Below are 19979 nucleotides of genomic sequence, written 5' to 3'. Positions count from 1 at the left end.
CCTCCCGAAAGGAACCCATCCCCATGCGCACCCAGACCGTCGAAGCCGACATCATCGTCGTCGGCGGCGGCCTCGCCGGAGTGAGCGCCGCCGTCGCGGCCGCCCGCCTCGGCCGACGTACCGTGCTGATCAACAACCGGCCGGTGCTCGGCGGCAACTCCTCCTCGGAGGTGAGGGTCTGGGTGTGCGGAGCGACCGCCCACGGCAACCAGCGGTGGGCGCGGGAGACCGGGATCATCGGCGAAATGTACCGGGAGAACCAGTTCCGCAACCCCGAGGGCAACCCCGTGTACTGGGACGACGTGGTGCTCGACATCGTGCGCCGCGAGCCCAACCTCACGCTGTTCCTCAACACGGAGGTGCTCGAGGCCGAGGCCACCGGACCCGACGACGCCCGTCGGGTCCGGTCGGTCACCGGTTGGACGATGGGCTCGGAGATCCGCACCGTCTTCCGCGGGCCGCTCTTCCTCGACTGCACCGGAGACGGCCTGGTCGGACGGCTCGTCGGCGCCCGGCACCGACTGGGCAAGGAGAGCCGCAGCGAGTTCGGCGAGGACTGGGCGCCCGAGCAGCCCGTGCGCGAGTTCCTCGGCTCGACGCTCCTCTTCTATACGAAGGATCTCGGGCACCCGGTGAAGTACGTCGCGCCGGAGAGCGCGAAGGACATCTCGACCACCCCGATCCCCTCGTCGCGCATCATCCGCAGCGGCGACAGCGGCGCGCACTACTGGTGGATCGAGTGGGGCGGCACGCTCGACATCGTCGACGACAACGAGGCCATCCGCGACGAGCTGCGGTCGGTGATCCTCGGCATCTGGGACCACATCAAGAACTCCGGCGAGTTCGACGCCGACAACCTGACCCTGGAGTGGATCGGCAACATCCCCGGCAAGCGCGAGTACCGCCGCTTCATCGGCGACTACACGCTGCGCCAGCAGGACATCCTGGAGCAGACGTCGTTCGATGACGGCATCGCGTTCGGCGGCTGGTCCATCGACCTCCATCCCGCCGAGGGCATGTACGCGACGGGGGCGGGCGCGGTGCAGCGCTTCTCGGACGGCGTCTTCGAGATCCCGTTCCGCTCGCTCTACTCCGTCAACGTCGACAACCTGCTCATGGCGGGTCGCGATATCTCGGCCACGCACATCGCCTTCGGTGCCGCCCGAGTGATGGCCACGTGCGCGGCGATGGGCGAGGCCGCGGGCACCGCCGCCGCCCTCTGCTACGCCCACGACGCCACGCCCCGGGAGCTGTACGAGAACCACCGTGCGGAACTCCGGCAGACGCTGCTGCGCGCCGACGCCTCCCTCATCGGCGTCGCGAACGAGGATCCCTCCGACCTCGCCCGCACCGCCGCCGTCACCGCGTCCAGCACCCTGCGCACGATCGGCACCCCGGAGAGCACCGTGGCCGCGGCGACCCCGCACACCCTGACGGACGACCTCGGCATCGTCGTCCCCGTGCACCCGCGCCTCGACACCACCGAGCTCCTGCTCAGCGCCGAGGCCGACACGCAGGTCATGGTGGAGGTCTGGTCCACGGGCCGTCCGCAGAACATCGTGCCCGCGGTGCTCGAGCACCGCACGGTGATCGACGTCCCCGCCGGTGGCCCGTCCTGGGTGCGGGCGGAGACGCCTTTCGCGCCGGAGGAGCCGCAGAACGCGATCGTCGTGCTCCGCGCGAACCCGCAGGTGCACGTGCAGCTCGCCTCCGAGCTGCCGCCAGGGGTGCTCACCCTCGTGCACCGCGTCGACAACGACGACCGCAACGTGCAGGTCGACCGCGACGGCCTCCTCGTGCAGTGGCCGACCAAGCCGCTGCGCGGCCGGGTGCCCGCGTTCCGCACGAGCCCGGACTCCGAGGCCGTCGCGCCGGAGCGCGCCGTCTCCGGCTACAACCGTCCGTTCGGCGGACCGCACCTGTGGGCGTCCGCCCCGGAGGCGGAGGGCCCGCAGTGGCTGCGCCTGGACTGGGAGCAGCCGGTCTCGGCCTCCGAGATCCGTCTCGTGTTCGACGACGACGTGGACCTGGAGCTCAACACCCTGCATCACCACCGCAGCCCCGACGAGGTGCTGCCCCAGCTCGTGCGCGACTATCGCGTCGAGGTGCAGCCGGAGGGCTCGGACGAGTGGCGCACCGTGGCCGAGGAGCGCGACAACCGCCATCGCCTGCGGGTGCATCCGCTGCCGGCGGACCTCGGCGCCTTCACGGCCGCCCGCCTCGTGGTGGAGCGGACGAACGGCGTCGCGGAGGCACGCGTGATCGCGTTCCGAGTGCAATCGTGACGGAGGGCGCTAACGTGAAGGGCATCCGTCGTCCCGGCGGAGACCGTCGTCCCTCCAGGAGGCCGCAGGTGACCACCTCGCCCGGCGGCCGCGTGCTCCCCGTCGCGCGGGCCACCCGCACGGGGCTCATCGCGCTCGCGGTGCCGCATCTGGAGGAGCCGTACTTCGCGGAGCTCGGCTCGCGCATCGTCCGCGGCGCCGATGACCGGGGCCTGGCTGTGCTCATCGTGCAGACCGAGGGCGACCACGGCCGCGAGATCGACGTCGCCAACGGCGTCGGCCTGCCGCCCATCGACGGGCTCATCCACATCCCGCGCTCGCTCACGGTCGCCGACCTCACGCGCCGCACCTCCCCCGGGCCGCTCGTGCTGCTGGGCGAGCACATCCAGGTGAGCCCGTTCACGCACGTGACGATCGACAACCGGGCCGCCGCCTACACCGCCACGGAGCACCTGCTCGCGGTCGGCTGCCGCCGCATCGCCTTCGTCGGTCGCCGCGATGCCCGCCCGTCGGACGCCGCCGACCGTCGGCATGCCGGATACCTGGAGGCGCTGGCCGCCGCCGGAATCCCCGCCGATCCCGCACTCACCGCGCAGGTCGACGCCTTCACGGCCGAGGAGGGTGAACGCGTGGCGGGCGCCATGGCCGCCGCGGTCCCCGACCTCGACGGCATCGTCTGCTCGAACGACTCCGTTGCCCTCGGCGCCCTGGCCGCCCTTCAGGCCCAGGGACGGAACGTGCCGGGAGACGTCGCCGTCGTCGGCATCGACGACATCCGCGCCGCACGCTTCGCCGTCCCCGCCCTCAGCACCATCGCCCCCGACCACGCGCGCCTCGTGGACGCCGCGTTCACGGAGCTGGAACGGCAGATCGCCGCACCCCCGGGAGCCGATCTCCCGGTGCGGCACGTGACGGTCGGCGCCCGGCTGATTCCGCGGGCGAGCACGGCCCGATGACGGCGGCGGACTCAGTCCGCGAGGGCCGCCGCGAGCGCACGTTCGTCGCCGCCGTCGCGCGGCGCGACGTGCAGGGTACCGACGTGGGCGGCGAGCAGCTCCCGCGCGGAGTCGTCGAGGCCGTCGTCGGTGATGAGGCGGTCGATGTCGCTGAGGTCGGCGACGGTCGTGAGTCCGACCACGCCCCAGCGGCTGTGCTCCGCGAGGACGACGACCTCCCGCCCCGCAGCCATGAGCGCCCGGTTGGTCTCGGCCTCCAGCAGGTTCATGGTCGTGATCCCGGCCTGCTCGTCGAGGCCGTGGGCGTCGAGGAACACGAGGTCGCAGTGCAGGTGCTCGAGGGCGCGGACGGCGACCGGCCCGACGAGCGCCTGGGAGGGCGTGCGCACGCCCCCGGTGAGCACGACCGTCTGCGTGTACGGGGCGTCGGCGCGGTCCGGCGGCGAGAACAGGTCGGAGACCGGCAGAGCGTTCGTGACGACCGTGAGCTCCGGGATGCGCACGAGCTCCCGCGCGAGCGCCAGCGCCGTGGGTCCGCCGGAGATGCCGACCGCCATGCCCGGCTCGACGAGGCCCGCGGCCGCCGCGACGATCGCCCGCCGTTCCGCCGAGGCCGCCGGAGCCGGAACCAGACGCTGGAGGCCCCGCGCCCGCACGCCGCCACGGATGCGCTCGACCGCGCCCTCCTCGGCCAGCTGATCGACGTCGCGCCGCACCGTCATCTCGCTCACCTGCAGCGTGGCCGCGAGCTCGCCGATGGACGCAGTGCCGCGATCGCGGGTCAGGGCGAGGATGCGCTCGCGTCGTTCCGTGACCAGCACGCGGTCTCCTTCCGATGGAGCCTCCAGTCTGCCACGCACCCCCGCCCGCCCCACTCCCGGAACAGGATCCCTCAGCCCGCATGACCTTCCCCGAGCCTTACGCCACCTGGTTCCCCGATGCCGCGTTCGACGGCAGCTACGGCCGCACCGAAGCCGACCTCCGCGCCGTCCGCCCCGTGCCCGCGCCGCCCGGTTTCGCCGACCGCTGGCGGCGCTGGCGGCGCGAGGCCGCCGCGGTGGACGCGGCCCCCGTGGTCCTCTCCACCTCCGAGGAGCAGGGCCGTCGGGTGTCCGTCGTCGAGCATGCCGGCGTCGACGGCGTGCGACTGCGGGCCTGGGTGGTCGAGCCCCTCGACGGCCCTCCCCGCGCGGGCGTCGTGCACGGCCACGGCTACGGGGGTCGCGACGCGGTCGATCTCGCCCGGGTGCCGGACGACGTCGCGGCGATCTATCCCGTGGCCCGCGGGCTCGGCGTGCTGAACGCGGGGATCGGAGCGCCCGAGCCCACCCCCGAGCACGTGCTCGCGGGCATCGACGATCCGGAGCGCTACGTGCTCGGCCTCTGCGCGCGCGACCTGTGGCTGGCGGCGGACGTCCTCGTCTCGGTCGTCGGCGCGCTTCCTCTCTACTACGTCGGGGAGAGCTTCGGCGGCGGCATCGGCGCGCTCGCCCTGCCGTGGGACGACCGGTTCGTGGGGGCCACCCTCATCGTGCCGAGCTTCGGCCAGTACGACGAACGGCTGGCGGTGCCGTGCCTGGGGAGCGGGGAGACCGTGCGTCAGCACGTCCTGCGGCATCCCGAGGCCCGCGAGGTGCTGCGCTGGTTCGACTCCTCGACGAGCATCGGCTTCGCGGAGGTACCGGTCCGGGTGGAGGCGGCTCTCTGGGACCAGTACGTGCCGCCGCAGGGGCAGTTCGCGGTCGCCGCGGGGGCCCATGATCTCGAGCTGGCGGTGCTTCCGGCCGGCCATGCGGAGTATCCCGGGTGGGACGACGTGACGGCGGCCGCGATCCGCGACGGGCGCGCACATCTCGAGCGCGCGCTTGCCCGCTGAGACCGCCGCATGCGCGGCTCCTCGCGCGCGGGAGAGCACTGGACGCAACCTGTCATAACAGGTACAGTGAGCTTGTCATTACAGGTTGCGCGACGACGCAGCACCCGTTTCGAGGAGCATGGATGCCCGAGTACCAGACCCCGCCGATCTCCCCGAGGGCGATCGCCTTCGACGCTGAGAAGCTCACCCTCTCCCCCGAAGGCCCCACGCTGACCCGGCGGATGTCCGACCTCGAGGGCCTGTTCCGCGACCGCGACGCCTGGGCGGCCGCCGCCGCGGGCGAGGACCCGATCGTCTACACGGTCGTCAGCTCCCCTGTGCCCGAGATCGAGCGCGAGCTGCCGCAGTCGATCACCACGATCATGCCCGGCGACACGGGCGGCGAGCTCTGGATGACCAAGGGTCACCAGCACCCCGACCACCAGGGCGAGATCTACCTCGCGCTGCACGGCCGCGGCGGACTGCTCATGTTCGACGGCGAGCGCACTGAATGGCTCGACATGCTCCCGGGCACCATCGGCTACATCCCGCCGGGCTGGGCGCACCGCTCCGTGAACACCGGGGACGAGCCCTACTCCTTCCTCGCCGTGTACCCCGGGGGCGCCGGCCACGACTACGGCTGGGTGCTGGAGCACGGCATGGGCTCGCGGGCGTTCCGCGCGGAGTCCGGCGTCGACCTGCGTCCCTACGCGGAATAGGCTCCGGCCATGATCATCGCCCACGACCTCGGCACGACCGGGAACAAGGCGTCCCTGCACCACGACGACGGTCGCCTGATCGCCGCGGTCACCGTGTCGTACCCGGCCCACTTCGCGGCCGGCGGGGTCGCTGAGCAGAACCCGGCGGACTGGTGGCACGCGGTCGTCACGGCGACCCGCGATCTGCTCGCGCGCACCGGTACCGCCGCCGCCGACGTCGCCGGGCTCGTGGTCAGCGGGCAGATGATGGGCGCCGTGCTCCTCGATGCCGACGGAGAGCCCGCGCGGCCGGCGATCATCTGGGCCGACACCCGCGCCGGCGCCCAGCAGCGCGAGCTCGAGGCGGCGGTCGGCGCCGAGCGCGCGTACGGCATCCTCGGTCATCGCCTCAACCCCACCTATTCGATCGAGAAGGTCATGTGGGTCCGGGACAACGAACCCGAGGTGTGGGAGCGCGTGCGCCGGGTGTGCGTGGCCAAGGACTTCATCGTGCTGCGGCTGACCGGGCGGTTGGCCACCGACCGTTCGGACGCCTCCGGCACGAACGCGTACGACCAGGTCGCCGGCACGTGGTCCCCCGAGGTCCTCGCCGCCGCGCGGCTCGATCCCGCCCTGTTCCCCGAGATCCTGGAGTCGACGCAGATCGCGGGCCCGCTCACGGCCGCCGCGGCCGAAGCGCTCGGGCTGCACACCGGCGTCCGGGTCGTCATGGGCGGCGGCGACGGACCGCTCGCCGCGGTCGGCTCCGGAATCGTGGCGCCCGAGGACGGCGCCTATGTCTGCCTCGGCACCTCGTCGTGGATCTCCTTCGCGGCGGACGCCCCGCTGCACGACGCCGCGATGCGGACCTTCACCTTCGACAACGTCGTCCCGGGCTCGTTCGTGCCGACCGCGACCATGCAGGCCGGCGGCGCCTCCGTGCAGTGGATCGCCGAAGCCCTCTCCGTCGACCCCGCGCACCCGGAGACGGGGCGCCTCGTCGCCGAGGCCGCGAGCGATGTCGACACCGACGATCTCTACTTCCTTCCCTACCTGCTCGGCGAGCGCTCCCCGCTGTGGGATCCCGACGCGCGCGGCGCGTTCGTCGGTCTCGCCCGCCACCACGGGCGCGCCCACCTCGTGCGCGCCGTGCTGGAGGGGACGGCGTTCAACCTCCTCACCTGCATCCAGGCGTTCCGGGGAGCTGGCGCGACGATCGACCGCATCGACGCGGTCGGCGGCGGGGCGCAGAGCGACGTCTACCTCGCCGTCCTCGCCGACGTCTGGGGAGTGCCGGTTCGTCGCCGCACCATCGTGGAGGAGGCGAACAGCCTCGGTGCCGCGGTCACGGGAGCCGTCGGTCTCGGCCTCACCGACTTCTCCGCCGCCCGAGCGCTCAGCGAGGTCACCGCCGAGTTCACGCCCGACCCCTCCCGGCATGCGGTCTACGCCGAGCGCCACGCGCGTTTCACCGACGCCTACACGGCCCTCGCGCCGTGGTTCGCCGGAAGGCCGCACTGATGGGCGTCATCCTCGTCACGAGCCGCTCCTTCTCGGACGGCGACCTCGACCTGGTCGGGCGCGCCGCGCAGGCCGGACACCGTATCCTCCGCGGACCCGCGCATCACGACCTCGACGAGCTGCGGGTGCTGCTGCACGGCGCCGACGCCTGGATCGCCGGCACCGGACCGGTCACCGACGCGCACCTCGCCGCCGGCCCGAAGCTCAAGGTCGTGGCGCGCTACGGGGTCGGCACCGAGGCGGTGGACCTCGCGGCGGCGCGCGAGCGCGGCATCCCGGTCACGAACACCCCCGGCGCGAACGCCGACGCGGTCGCCGACCACGCGGTCGGCCTCATGCTCGCCGCCCTGCGCACCATCCCGGACGGCGACCGCCGCGTGCGGACCGGCGACTGGACCGTGCGCCGCGGCCGGGAGCTCGGCGCCGCGACGGTCGGCATCGTCGGCTTCGGGCGGATCGGCCAGGGGGTCGCGCGGCGGCTGGGCGGATTCGGTCCGCGACTGCTCGCCTCCGACCCGTTCCTGCCCGCCGACCTCGTGCGGGACCGCGGCGCCGAACCCGTCACCCTCGACGACCTGTTCCGCACCGCCGATGTGATCACCCTGCACGCCCCCGGCGGGCAACAGCTCGTCGACGCCGACCGCCTCGCCGGGATGCGACCGGGCACCGTGCTCGTCAACACCGCCCGCGGCGACCTCGTGGACGAGCAGGCCGTGGCCGACGCCCTCCGCGACGGCATCCTCGCCGGGTACGCGGCGGACACCCTCGACGGCGACACGGCCGCGCACGACAGCCCCCTGCTCGACCCGGCGCTCGCCGACCGCGTCATCGTCACCCCGCACCTCGGTGCCCAGACCACCCAGGCCGTCGACAACATGGGGGCGCTGTCCCTCGACGACGTGATCGCGGTCCTCCGTGGCGCCGACCCCGCCCACCCCGTCCCCGTCCCCGCGTCCGCCCCCCAGGAGAACCGATGACCACCGCCGCGACGCCCTCCGCACCGCCCGCCACCGCCGACTACATGGGCTTCGTGGGCGTCACCACCGCCTCGTCGTCGATCATGAAGGTGTTCCCGCTGTGGGCCGACATCCTCGGCCTCCCCACCCGGACCCTCGTCGGCCACGACCTGCCGATGGATGCCGACCCCGCGCAGTACCGCGCCATGGTCGAACAGATCCGCGACGACCCGCACCACCGCGGCGCGCTCGTCACCACGCACAAGATGAACGTGTACGCGGCGGCGTCCGACCTGTTCGACGAGCTCGATCCGTTCGCGGTGTCCTGCGCCGAGATCTCGAGCATCGCCAAGCGCGGCTCCACGCTGTCCGGCCGCGCGAAGGACCCGATCACGGTCGACCTGGCGCTTCGCGACTTCCTGCCCGCCGATCACTTCGCGCGCACCGGTGCCGAGGTCGTCATCCTCGGGGCCGGTGGTTCCGGCACCGCCCTGAGCTGGGCCCTCGCCGAGCGGGACGACGCCCCCGCGCTCATCACCGTCACCGCGCGCACCCAGGACAAGCTCGACCACCTCCGCGAGGTGCACCGCCAGCACGGCACCCCCGAGGGACTCCTCCGCTACGTCGTCACCGAGACGCCGGAGGAGGCCGACGCCCTGGTCGCCGCTGCGCCCGCGGGATCGGTCATCGCGAACGCCACCGGGCTCGGCAAGGACCGCCCCGGCTCCCCGCTGACCGACGCCGTCGTGTTCCCCGAGGGCGCGTATGTGTGGGAGTTCAACTACCGCGGCTCGCTGGAGTTCCTGCACCAGGCCGAGGCACAGGAGGACGATCGCGCGCTGCACGTGGTCGACGGCTGGCGGTACTTCATCCACGGCTGGTCGCAGGTCGTGGCGGACGTGTTCGACCTCGACCTCACGCCCGAGACCGTCGAGCGCCTCGCGGAGGCTGCGGAGTCGGTGCGCTGATGCCCGCCGTGCGGACCGTCCTCGGCGACATCGACCCGTCGCAACTCGGGCGCGTGGACTACCACGAGCACCTGTTCCAGGCGTCGCCGCTGCTGGTCGGGGACGAGCTCGACGACGAGGACGCGTCCGGCGAGGAGGCCGGTCTGCTGCGGGCGAGCGGCTTCGAGGCCATGGTCGACGCCACGCCGTTCGGCCTGGGCCGCGACCCCGCCGCCGTCGCCCGCATCAGCGCCGCGACCGGGCTGCATGTCGTCGCGACGACCGGTCGACACCGTGAGGCCCACTACGGCCCCGACCACCCGATGCAGGTGTGGGGCGCCGACCGCCTGGCCGCCCTGTTCGTGTCCGACCTCACGCGCGGGATGCCGGCGGATGACGCCGCGGTGTTCGAGACGCCAGACGTGCCCCTCGCCGCGGGCCCTGGAGGGGAGCCCGTGCGCGCCGGGATGCTGAAGGGCGGCGCCGACTACTGGCGCATCAGCCCGTTCGAGCGGACGACCCTGGTCGCCGTCGCCCGGGCGCACCGGGAGACGGGAGCGCCCGTCATGGTGCATCTGGAGTTCGGCACCGCGGCCCACGAGGTCCTCGATCTCCTGGAGGCCGAGGGGGTGGCAGCGGATCGCGTCGTCCTGGCCCACGCCGACCGTGACCCCGACCCCGGTCTGCACGTCTCGCTCGCCGAGCGCGGTGCCCACCTCGGCTACGACGGCTTCGCCAGGCCGCGCACCCGGTCCGACGCGGAGCTGCTGGCGCTCACGGTCGCCGTGGTCGAGCGCGGGGCCGGCGACCGGATCCTGCTCGGGGGCGACGTCGCCCGTCGCACCCGGTACATCGCCTACGGCGGCATGCCGGGTCTCGCCTACCTCGGCGACCGCTACCTCCCGCGACTCCGCGAAGCCGTCGGCGATGACGCGGTGCACCGGATGCTCGTCACGACGCCGGCGCGCTTCCTGACCCTCCGCCCCTGACCACCCGAACCCGAGGAGTCGTCATGCCCGAACCCACCGTCCTCCACGCCGTCTTCACCGCGCAGCCCGGGGCCGCCGACCGCGTCGCGGCACTGCTGCGGGACTTCGCCGAGGTCGTCCGCGCCGAGGAGGGCAACATCGTCTTCGAGGCCCACCGTCTCGTCGACGACCCCGACCGCTTCTTCGTCTACGAGGTCTACCGCGACGAGGACGCCTTCCAGGCCCATCTCCACGCACCCGCCGGCGTCCCCTTCAACGCCGCACTCCAGGAACTCATCGTCGAGCCCACCTCGATCCTCACGTTCCTCCGCCCCCTCTGACCCCGTCTGACCCCTCTCCGTCTCCCCTCTCCGTCTCCCTGTTTCACCTGCACGACCTCGCCACGCCCGCACGCCCGTTCCGGCCCCCTCGTCGTGCCCCCGTCACCCCGTCGTGCATCCGCCCCTCGTCGTGCCCACGTCCGTCCTTCTGGCTGACCGTCCCTCGTGCCACACGGCTCCGCTCGGCCCTCCGGTTTCACCTGCACGCCCCTGCCACGACGGCACGACCCAACCGCCCACCCGGTCACACATCGGTCCCCGCGTCGTGCATCCGCACCTTCGGCTGACCGTCCCACGGCCGAACGGCTCCACTCGGCCATCCGGTTTCACCTGCACACCCCTGTCACGACGGCACGACCGAACCGCCCACCCGGTCACACATCGGTCCCCACGTCGTGCATCCGTCCCACCCTCGGTCCCATCCCAGGCCCAGACCCAGATTCAGTCCCCAGACCCAAGACCCAGACCCCAGACCCCAGACCCCAGACCCATCCCAGACCCAGACCCCAGGCCGACCCGACCCGACCCCGGACCCTGTTCATCTGCACGACCCCGAGACGGGTGCACGAGGAAACCGGGGGTCCGATCGTGCATCCGCCCCGGGGTCGTGCAATCGGACCGCCGATCGCCCACGGACCCACGGACCCACGGACCACGGATCACGGACCCACGGACCCGGAACACCACTGAACACGACGAAGCCCCCCGCCCGAAGGCGAGGGGCTCCGTCGTGCGGGTCACTCGTAGAGGACCGCGGCGATCTTGTCGTCGTCGATGTTGTTCTTGTCGTACCAGTAGGAACCGGTGTCGTAGAACTCCTCGACGTCGTCGCCGTTGGCCGCGTCGTAGGCCGCCTGCACGACCTGGGCGCCGATGCCGATCGGGTCCTGCGTGATGGCGCCGGCCATGGTGCCGTCCTTGATGGCGTTGATCTGGGCTGCACCGGAGTCGAAGCCGACGATGGTGATCTTGCCCTTCTCCAGGCCGAGCTCGTTCACGGCGTTCACGACGCCGATGGCCGAGCCCTCGTTGGTGCCGTAGATGCCCTTGAGGTCGGGGTGCGCCGCGATGAGCGTCTTGGCGATGTCGGCCGACTTCAGGTGGTCGCCGTCACCGTACTGGATGTCGACGATCTCGATGTCGGGGTAGTCCGCCTCGATCTTCTCGACGAAGCCGTCGCGACGCTCGACACCCGTCGAGTTGATCTGCGAGTGACCGACGATGGCGACCTCGCCCTCGCCGCCGATCAGCTCGGCCATGTGCTCGGCCGCCAGCGCGCCGGCGACCTTGCTGTCCGTCGCGGAGAGGCTGAGTCCGACGTCGCCGTTGCACGGGGCGTCGAAGTAGACGACGGGGATGTCCTTCGACTTCGCCTGCTCGAGCGGGGCGACGCACGCCTCGGGGTCGAGGGCGGCGTAGGCGATGGCGTCCGGGTTCTTGTCGATCGCGGCGGTCAGCATCTCGAGCTGCTGCGCGATCTCGGTCTCGGCGGCCGGGCCCTCGAAGGTGATCTTGACACCCAGCTCCTGGGCCTTCTCCTCCGCACCCTTCTTGACGGCCTGCCAGAACTGGTGCTGGAAGCCCTTCGAGACCATGGCGATGTACATCTCGCCGTCGCTGCTGCCGGTGTCGCCGCCCGAGCCCTCTTCGATCACGTCGCCGCCGCCGGCACAGCCGGCGAACACGAGCGCGGATGCGGCCACGAGTGCCGCGAATGCGGTCTTCTTGCCGAATTTCATGGAAACTCCGTTGTTCTGTGTGGGTGCCGGCCAGGACCGGCGGGTGGACATTCGTGGTGCCTGTGCGGAGGGTTCCGCGGGGTCCGGCCGGAGCCGGGGACGGCGGCGGGCACGGGTTTCGCCGCCGCCGTGTCTCAGGTCCGCTGGCGGTTGCGCAGCGAGTCGAGGAAGACGGCCAGCAGGACGACGACGCCGACGACGATGTTCTGCCACTCCGGCTGGATCGACATGATCCGGAGGCCGTTGACCAGGACGCTCATGATGAGCGCACCGATCACGGTGCCGAGGATCGAGCCGCGGCCGCCGAGCAGCGAGGTGCCGCCGATGATCACGGCCGCGATGGCCTGCAGCTCGTAGCCCGTGCCGATCTGCGGCTGGGCCGAGTCGAGGCGGGCGGCGATAACGATGCCGGCGATGCCGGTGAAGGCGCCCGCGAACATGTAGATGAGGATCGTCCAGCGGCGCGTGTTGACGCCGGAGAGGCGCGTGGCCTCCTCGTTCGATCCGATCGCGAACGTGTACCGCCCGAGGAGCGTCTTCGACAGCACGAGCCAGGCGACGATCGCGAGGGCCGCGGTGATGAGCACCGCGTTCGGGATGCCGGGGATGAGCACGCCGAGCGCGATCTTCTTGAAGTCGGGAGCCGAGGTCGAGAAGTAGATCGGCGCGACGTTCGAGATGACGAGGGCGAGGCCGCCGGCGATCATCATCATGGCCAGCGTCGCGATGAACGGCGGCAGCCGCAGGAAGGTGATGTTGACGCCGTTCACCAGACCCATGAGCACACCGGTCGCGATGCCGCCGAGCACGCCCACCCACACGGGCAGGCCCAGGTTGGTGATGAGCACACCCGTCATCACGGCGCAGAGCGCCATGCCGGTACCGATCGACAGATCGATGCCGCCGGTGATGATGACGAACGTCGTGCCGAGGGCGAGGATGCCGATGACCGCGGTGGACAGCAGCACCGTGGCGATGTTGCTGAAGGTGAAGAAGTTCGGGCTGGCGATCGAGAAGAAGATGACCAGGACGATCAGGGTGCCGAACGCGAGCGACTGCTGGAACTGCCGCTTGAGGAACCCGGCGACGTCGCGCTTGTCGGTGTCCTCGTTGACGGCCGTCTGGATGATCGTCGTCGTCGACGATCCGGACTGCTGTGGGGTGCTCATCAGTCTTCCTCCCCGTGGGCTGCGAGTTGCATGATCTTCTCCTGGCTGGCTTCCTCGTTGCGGAGCGTCCCGGTGATGCGGCCGTTCGCGAACACGGCGATGCGGTTCGCGACCCGGAGGATCTCGGGGAGCTCCGACGAGATGACGATGATGGACTTGCCCGCGTCGGCGAGCTGCTGCATGAGGCGGTAGATCTCCTCCTTCGCACCGACGTCGATGCCTCGCGTCGGCTCGTCGAAGATGAGGATGTCGCAGTCGCGCATCAGCCACCGGGCGATGACGACCTTCTGCTGGTTCCCTCCGGAGAGGAGCTTGACGACCTGGTTGACCGAGGGGGTCTTGACCCGCAGCTGCTGGACGTATTCCTTGGTGCGGTTCTTCGCCTTGCTGTCGCCCATCCAGCCGATGCCGTTGGCGTAGGAGCCGAGCGACGCGAGCACGGTGTTGAAGGTGACGTCCTGCTCGAGCATGAGGCCGAGCAGCTTGCGATCCTCGGAGAGGTAGCCGACGCCGTGCTTGACCGCGTCCGCGGGCTGTGCGATGCGGACGGTGCGCCCGCCGATCGTGATCGTGCCGCCGTCGCGGTGGTCGGCGCCGATCACGGCCCGGGCGGTCTCGGTGCGGCCGGCGCCCATGAGGCCGGCGAATCCGAGGATCTCGCCCTTGTGCAGCTGGAACGACACGTCCTTGAGGAGCTTCCGCGTGGAGAGCCCCTGCACGTCGAGCACGATGGGGTCGTTGAGATGCTCCCGCGCCTGCGGACGCGTGCCCTCGTCGATCACGCGGCCGACCATCATCTCGATGATCGTCGGAATCGTGATCTCGGACTTGTCGAGTGATCCGATGTATGTGCCGTCGCGGAGCACGGTCACGCGGTCGGCGAGGCGGCGCAGCTCGTCCATGCGGTGCGAGATGTAGACGATGCCGGTGCCGCGCGCCTTGAGCTGCTCGATGAGGACGAAGAGGGTCTCGACCTCGCTGTCGGTGAGGGCCGACGTCGGCTCGTCCATGATGAGGACCTTGGCGTTGAAGGACAGCGCCTTGGCGATCTCGACCATCTGCTGCTCGGCCACCGTCAGCTCTCCCACGCGCTGGCGGGGGTCGAGGTGGATGTCCAGGCGCTGCAGCAGCTCGGCCGTCTGCCGGTTGAGCTTCCGCTCCGACAGGAACGGGCCCGTCGTGGGCTCGCGGCCGACGTAGATGTTCTGCGCGACCGTGAGGTCGGGCATCAGGTTGAGCTCCTGGTGGATGATCGTGATCCCCAGCTCCTGCGCCTGCAGCGGGCTGGTGAGCTCGACCTCCTGCCCCTCGAACGTGATCGTGCCCTCGTCCTTGGTGTAGATCCCGGAGAGGATCTTCATCAGGGTGGACTTGCCGGCACCGTTCTCACCCACGAGGACGAGCACCTCGCCGGCGCGCACCTCGAGATGCACGTCCTTCAGCGCCTGGACACCGGGGAATCCCTTGCTGATCCCCTCGACCCTCAGGATGGGTCCACTCATGCGCTCACCTGCTTCCTTGAAGGTTCTGTCGCGATTTCGGCGGACCGTTCCGCCGTAAACATCGGATCAATTCTGCGTCCTGCACCCGGGTCAGTGCAAGTTGTATCTAAATGTATCTAACGATCGGCGGCGGGGGAAGACCTGTAATAACATCTTGATCTCGAAGCACCCGCGGGCCTCAGTGGAGGCGGATGGAGTCGACCGCCACGAGCTTGTCGCGGATGTAGTCGTTCGCGTGCGCCCCGAGTTCGTCGTTGTCCGTCCAGAGGTTGCGCCAGATTCCGAGCATGCGGCTGAGGTCAGGCGCGACCACGGCCGAGGAGAACGACTCGAACACGATGGGGCCGTCGTAGCCGATGCGTCCGAGCGCCTTGAAGAACGTGTCGAAGTCGACCGTCCCGGTGCCGAGATAGCCGCGGTGGCTCTCGCCGATATGCACGTACCGCAGGGCCGGGGCCGCATCGAGCACCGGCGCGAACATATCCGACTCCTCGATGTTCATGTGGTACGTGTCCAGGTGGATGCCGAGGTTCGGACGGTCGACCTCAGCGAGGTACGCCAGCGCCTGCCGCGCGGTGTTCAGCACGTTGGTCTCGTAGCGGTTGACGACCTCGAGCGAGACGGAGACTCCCCGCTCGGCGGCGTGGTCGGCCACTCGGGCGATCGTCCGACGGCTCGAGGCGAGACCCTCGGGCGTGACCGGATCCATGTACTTCTTCATGGCGCTGTAGATCACGCCGCAGAAGTGCGTGCCCCCGAGCTCGGCGAGCACGTCGACCGCGCGGAGCAGGAGCGCCTCGCCCGCGGCCACCACGGCGGGGTCACCGCTGGTGATGTCGGTCTCGTCGGAGAGCCCGAGCGAGGCGCTGACCGCGAGTCCGTGCTCCGCGAGGGCGGCCTTCGCGGCGGCGACGTCGAACGAGAACGGATCCATCAGCGGGAACTCGATGAGGTCGAAGCCCGCCTGCTTCGTCTTCTCGACCGCGAGCCGGATGCCGTCCGCGTCGAAGGTCCCCGTCCAGACGAGTCCGTGGCAGCCGATGTTCATGAGCGCTCCTCCGGCGGGTGTCCGGCACCGTCGCCGCGCGGACTTGGCACGTTACAAGTCCGGTGTGCGAGTCACGCTACGTCGCCGTCGACCGGGGTGTCAAGAACTTTCTTGGCACGTTACAAGTCCTCCGCTAGCCTGGGCCTCATCGGGCCGCACACCGACGGCCCCACCGTCGAAGGAGACCCATGTCCGCGAGCGTGAAGGACGTCGCGGCTCTCGCGGGGGTCTCGGCATCGACCGTGTCGAACTACCTCAATCACCCGCACGTCCTCGGCGCCGCCAGCCGCGAGCGGGTGCGCGCCGCGATCGCCGAGCTCGGCTTCGTGCCGAACGAGTCGGCCCGCCAGCTCCGCGCGGGATCGAGCAAGGCCCTCGCCCTCATCCTCCTCGACGCCTGGCTGCCGTACTTCAACGACCTCTCCCGCGGCGTCGACGACGTGGCGCGGGAGGGCGGCTGGTCGCTCTTCTTCAGCGACAGCGCCCGCGACGTCGCCCGCGAGGAGCAGAACATCGACATGTTCGAGGCCCACCGGGTGCAGGGCATCATCATCTATCCGCGCGGCGATGTCGTGCCGCGGCTGGAGCAACTCGCGACCCGCGGGATCCGCTCGGTGGTCGTCGGCCCCATCCGGGATTCGCCCTCCGTCGCCGCGGTCACCTTCGACGACCGCGGCGGAGGACGGCTGGCCGGTGAGCACCTGCTGTCCCTCGGCCGACGCCGCATCCTGTTCCTCGGAGCCCCGACGGTCAGCCAATCGAACGACCGCCTCGCCGGCCTGCGCGATGCGGTGGCGGGCACGGACGTCCGCGTCTCCGTCCTCGACGTCGAGCATCTGGCGACCGAGGACGGCCTCCGCGCCGGGGCAGGCCTCGTCGAGCTCCCGGCGGACGAGCGCCCGGACGCGGTCTTCGCCGCGAACGACGGGGTGGCCCTCGGTGTGCTGACGCAGCTGCTCCGCCACGGCATCCGGGTGCCGGAGGAGATCGCCCTCGTCGGCTTCGACGACGTGGCCGCCGCACACCAGGGCGTGGTGCCGCTGACGAGCGTGCGGCAGCCCGGCTACGAGATCGGCCGCGCCGCCGGGGCCGCGCTGCTGCAACTCCTCGCCGATCCGACCGCTCCCCCGCCGGCGCCGACGCCGTTCCCGGCCGAGCTCATCGTGCGGGAGTCCACCGTCGGGCGGTGAACCCGGCGTTCACAACTCAGGAGAAGAGCGCGGCTCCGCGTCGAAACGGCCCGTCCAGCCGCTTTCACCGACGCAGCTCCTGAGTTGTGAACGGAGTCAGGCCGAGGGGTGGCCGACCACGCCCTTCCGGAGCAGTGCGTTGCCGTACTTGCGCGTCTCCCCCGTGCGCACCATGAGGTACGCCTCCTTCGCGACCTCGTAGTACGCGAAGCGCTCGACGAAGCGCGTGGTGTCGAGCTCCGTACCCGCCGCGGCCATGAGCTCGCGTTGCACATCCAGCACCTCGCCGTCGGCCGAGGTCATCAGGTCGATGCCGGGCGCGTCGTCGAGTGGCAGCACGCTGCGGATCGCGGCCACGACCTCCGGCGTCGTGGTCCCGGGAAGTTCGACCACCCGTGCGCCCAGTCCCCACGCCGGGAAGTGCGCGTCGGCGACGACCACCGCGTCGGAGTGCCCCATCCGGTCGAGATGCAGCAGCAGCTCCCCGGTCAGCAGCGGGTGGATTCCTTCGAGCACGGCGGCTCCTCTCGGTGGACGGGGGTCAGGAGGTGGGGATGAGGCCCTCGGCCGCGAGGTTCTCCCACAGGGCCGACGGGATCTCCAGGGCAGCGTACTCGGCGTTCTGCCGGAGCTGCGCCGGACGGCTGCCCCCGACGACCACCGAGCGCACCACGTCAGACTGCAGCGGGAACTGGATCGCCGCGGCCGGCAGGGGCACATCGTGATCGGCGCACACCGCGGCGATGCGCACGAGGCGGTCCCACAGCTCGTCGGGGAGCTGCCCGTACTCGTAGCGGCCATCGCGTCGCGGCTCGTTCGAGGCGAGCAGGCCGGAGTTGAACACCGACGCCGCGACGATCCCGGTCCCGGTCTCGCGGCACGCGGGCAGCACGTCGACCGCGGCGGGCTGCTCCAGCAGCGTGTACCGACCGGCCACCATCACGAGGTCGAGGTCGGCCGAACGCACCGATGCCGCGAGGGCGTCCGACACCATCGAGCCGATGCCGATCGCGGTCACCTCACCGTCGGCGCGCAACTGCTCCAGGGCGGGAAGCGCCTCGGCGAGCGCGAGGTCGAGGTCGTGCCGCTCCGGGTCGTGCAGGTAGAGGAGGTCGATGCGCTCGATGCCCAGGCGCTCGCGCGACTCCTCCAGGCTCGTCCGGATGCCGTCCGCCGAGAAGTCCCACACGCGCTGGAGGTCGTCCGGTACGTGGAAGTCGTTCGCGGTGTCGAGGCCGCCGGCGTGGTCGGGGTTCGGGCGCAGCAGCCGGCCGACCTTGGTCGAGAGCACGTACTCGTCCCGCGGCTTCGTCTGCAGGAAGGCTCCGAGTCGGCGCTCGGACAGCCCGAGGCCGTAGTGCGGAGCGGTGTCGTAGAAGCGGATGCCGCTCTCCCACGCCGCGTCCAGCACCGCCCACGCGTCGTCGTCGGACAGCTCACGGAAGAGGTTGCCGACGTTCGCGGCACCGTAGCCGAGGGTCGGGACGGTCAGGCGCTCAGGCGTGGACATGCGCACCCGTCCAGGTGTACTCCGCGATGCTGTCGGCCTTCATCTCCATGCCCGTACCCGGCGCGGTCGGAGCCATGTAGGAGCCGCCCTGGATGTCGGTCGGCACGATGAAGTGCTCGTGCAGGTGGTCGACGAACTCGATCAGGCGGCCTTCGCGAGTGCCTGAGACGGCGACGAAGTCGAACATCGACAGGTGCTGCACGGCCTCGCACAGCCCCACGCCGCCGGCATGCGGACACACCGGCACGTCGAACTTCGCCGCGAGCAGCAGGTTGGCGATGTTCTCGTTCACTCCCGCGACGCGGACGGCGTCGATCTGCATGACCGAGATCGCGTCGGCCTGCAGGAGCTGCTTGAAGATCATCCGGTTCTGCGCGTGCTCACCGGTGGCGACACGGATGGGCGCGACGCCGCGGGCGATCTCCGCGTGCCCGAGGATGTCGTCGGGGCTGGTGGGCTCCTCGATCCATGCGGGGTGGAACTCGGCGAGCGCGTTCACCCACTCGATCGCCTCGGAGACCTCCCAGCGCTGGTTCGCGTCGATCGCGATGGGGAAGTCCGGGCCGCACACTTCCCGAGCCTTCCGGAAGCGGCGGATGTCGTCGTCGAGGTCGGCGCCGACCTTGAGCTTGATCTGCGTGAATCCGTCGGCCATGGCCTCGCGGGCGAGGCGCTCGAGCTTCTCGTCGGAGTAGCCGAGCCAGCCGGGGCTGGTCGTGTAGCCCGGGTAGCCGGTGGCGAGGAGCTGCTGCTCGCGCTCGGCCCGGCCGGGCTCCGCCGTGCGCAGGATCTCCAGCGCCTCCTCGCGGGTGAGGGCGTTGGTGAGGTAGCGGAAGTCGACGAGGTCGACGAGCTCCTCCGGGGTCATCCGGGCGAGGAGCTGCCAGAGCGGCAGGCCCGCGCGCTTGGCCTTGATGTCCCACAGCGCGTTGATGACCGCGCCGATGGCCATGTGCATGACGCCCTTCTCCGGCCCGAGCCAGCGGAGCTGCGAGTCGCCGATGATCTCGCGGAACGTGCCGCCCATGTCATCGAGCAGCGGTTCGATCTCCCGCCCGACGAGGTGTCCGGCGAGCGCGTCGATGGCCGCGACCTGCACGTCGTTGCCGCGGCCGATCGTGAAGACGAAGGCGTGCCCCTCGATGCCGTCGGCGGCGTCCGTGCGGACGATGACGTACGCGGCGGAGTAGTCGGGGTCCGGGTTCATCGCGTCGGAGCCGTCGAGGCTCAGCGACGTGGGGAAGCGGATGTCGGTGGTGTCGAGGGCGACGATACGGCTCACGGGGTTCCTCTC

18 protein-coding genes are annotated in these 19979 nt (G+C 71.0%); 10 read left to right on the top strand and 8 right to left on the bottom strand.

Annotated elements, in window-relative coordinates:
- Positions 1-23: 23 nt before the first annotated feature.
- The gene (locus AB1285_RS00640; RefSeq protein ID WP_370429013.1) at positions 24-2285 is read left to right on the top strand and encodes an FAD-dependent oxidoreductase; all 2262 of its coding nucleotides are present in this window, start codon (positions 24-26) and stop codon (positions 2283-2285) included.
- Positions 2286-2353: 68 nt separating this feature from the next.
- Positions 2354-3241, top strand: a complete 888-nt coding sequence (locus AB1285_RS00635; RefSeq protein WP_268777049.1) for a LacI family DNA-binding transcriptional regulator — start codon at positions 2354-2356, stop codon at positions 3239-3241.
- An 11-nt stretch (positions 3242-3252) separates the two neighbouring features.
- Here the strand turns inward: AB1285_RS00635 and AB1285_RS00630 are convergent, their stop codons facing one another.
- On the bottom strand, positions 3253-4062 hold the full coding sequence (locus AB1285_RS00630) for a DeoR/GlpR family DNA-binding transcription regulator (protein WP_370429012.1): 810 nt from the start codon (positions 4060-4062) through the stop codon (positions 3253-3255).
- A gap of 80 nt (positions 4063-4142) precedes the next feature.
- Between AB1285_RS00630 and AB1285_RS00625 the strand changes: the two genes are divergently transcribed.
- The 7 genes from AB1285_RS00625 (at position 4143) to AB1285_RS00595 (ending at position 10527) form a co-directional block, all read left to right on the top strand.
- The gene (locus tag AB1285_RS00625; RefSeq protein WP_370429011.1) at positions 4143-5117 is read left to right on the top strand and encodes an acetylxylan esterase; all 975 of its coding nucleotides are present in this window, start codon (positions 4143-4145) and stop codon (positions 5115-5117) included.
- Between the two features lie 122 nt (positions 5118-5239).
- Complete coding sequence (locus AB1285_RS00620; protein WP_370429010.1) at positions 5240-5815, top strand: glucose-6-phosphate isomerase family protein; 576 nt, start codon at positions 5240-5242, stop codon at positions 5813-5815.
- A 9-nt stretch (positions 5816-5824) separates the two neighbouring features.
- A complete protein-coding gene (xylB, locus tag AB1285_RS00615; RefSeq protein WP_370429009.1) occupies positions 5825-7315 on the top strand; it encodes a xylulokinase in 1491 nt (496 codons plus the stop codon).
- Positions 7315-8292, top strand: coding sequence for a phosphoglycerate dehydrogenase (locus AB1285_RS00610; protein WP_259953289.1), 978 nt, complete (start codon positions 7315-7317; stop codon positions 8290-8292). Before xylB ends, AB1285_RS00610 begins: the two co-directional genes overlap by 1 nt.
- A complete protein-coding gene (locus tag AB1285_RS00605) occupies positions 8289-9239 on the top strand; it encodes a shikimate dehydrogenase family protein (protein WP_429977411.1) in 951 nt (316 codons plus the stop codon). The genes AB1285_RS00610 and AB1285_RS00605 overlap by 4 nt, the downstream gene beginning before the upstream one ends.
- A complete protein-coding gene (locus AB1285_RS00600; RefSeq protein ID WP_259953279.1) occupies positions 9239-10207 on the top strand; it encodes a phosphotriesterase family protein in 969 nt (322 codons plus the stop codon). The genes AB1285_RS00605 and AB1285_RS00600 overlap by 1 nt, the downstream gene beginning before the upstream one ends.
- A 23-nt stretch (positions 10208-10230) precedes the next feature.
- Positions 10231-10527 (top strand): putative quinol monooxygenase, encoded by a 297-nt coding sequence (locus AB1285_RS00595; protein WP_126894150.1) that lies wholly within the window; start codon positions 10231-10233, stop codon positions 10525-10527.
- Between the two features lie 737 nt (positions 10528-11264).
- Here AB1285_RS00595 and AB1285_RS00590 read toward each other — a convergent pair.
- The 4 genes from AB1285_RS00590 to AB1285_RS00575 all read right to left on the bottom strand — a co-directional run bounded on the left by AB1285_RS00590 (position 11265) and on the right by AB1285_RS00575 (position 15985).
- Positions 11265-12266, bottom strand: coding sequence for an ABC transporter substrate-binding protein (locus AB1285_RS00590; protein WP_071329175.1), 1002 nt, complete (start codon positions 12264-12266; stop codon positions 11265-11267).
- A gap of 134 nt (positions 12267-12400) precedes the next feature.
- The gene (locus AB1285_RS00585) at positions 12401-13435 is read right to left on the bottom strand and encodes an ABC transporter permease (protein WP_025105378.1); all 1035 of its coding nucleotides are present in this window, start codon (positions 13433-13435) and stop codon (positions 12401-12403) included.
- Complete coding sequence (locus AB1285_RS00580; RefSeq protein ID WP_025105377.1) at positions 13435-14937, bottom strand: sugar ABC transporter ATP-binding protein; 1503 nt, start codon at positions 14935-14937, stop codon at positions 13435-13437. Before AB1285_RS00580 ends, AB1285_RS00585 begins: the two co-directional genes overlap by 1 nt.
- A 178-nt stretch (positions 14938-15115) precedes the next feature.
- On the bottom strand, positions 15116-15985 hold the full coding sequence (locus AB1285_RS00575) for a sugar phosphate isomerase/epimerase family protein (RefSeq protein WP_292793379.1): 870 nt from the start codon (positions 15983-15985) through the stop codon (positions 15116-15118).
- A 188-nt stretch (positions 15986-16173) separates the two neighbouring features.
- Between AB1285_RS00575 and AB1285_RS00570 the strand changes: the two genes are divergently transcribed.
- Positions 16174-17175 carry a LacI family DNA-binding transcriptional regulator gene (locus AB1285_RS00570; RefSeq protein ID WP_370429153.1) on the top strand — a complete coding sequence of 334 codons (1002 nt, stop codon included), beginning with the start codon at positions 16174-16176 and terminating at the stop codon, positions 17173-17175.
- A gap of 96 nt (positions 17176-17271) precedes the next feature.
- Here the strand turns inward: AB1285_RS00570 and AB1285_RS00565 are convergent, their stop codons facing one another.
- From AB1285_RS00565 to AB1285_RS00555, 3 genes are read right to left on the bottom strand one after another with little or no spacing between them, the layout of a single operon-like run.
- Positions 17272-17691, bottom strand: a complete 420-nt coding sequence (locus tag AB1285_RS00565; protein ID WP_292793385.1) for an RbsD/FucU family protein — start codon at positions 17689-17691, stop codon at positions 17272-17274.
- A 25-nt stretch (positions 17692-17716) separates the two neighbouring features.
- The gene (locus tag AB1285_RS00560) at positions 17717-18685 is read right to left on the bottom strand and encodes an aldo/keto reductase (RefSeq protein ID WP_370429154.1); all 969 of its coding nucleotides are present in this window, start codon (positions 18683-18685) and stop codon (positions 17717-17719) included.
- On the bottom strand, positions 18672-19967 hold the full coding sequence (locus AB1285_RS00555) for an L-fuconate dehydratase (RefSeq protein WP_370429155.1): 1296 nt from the start codon (positions 19965-19967) through the stop codon (positions 18672-18674). Before AB1285_RS00555 ends, AB1285_RS00560 begins: the two co-directional genes overlap by 14 nt.
- Between the last annotated feature and the right edge of the window lie 12 nt (positions 19968-19979).

The sequence above is a fragment of the Microbacterium sp. NRRL B-14842 genome (assembly GCF_050470785.1).
This window is presented reverse-complemented; position numbering and strand designations above follow the sequence as displayed.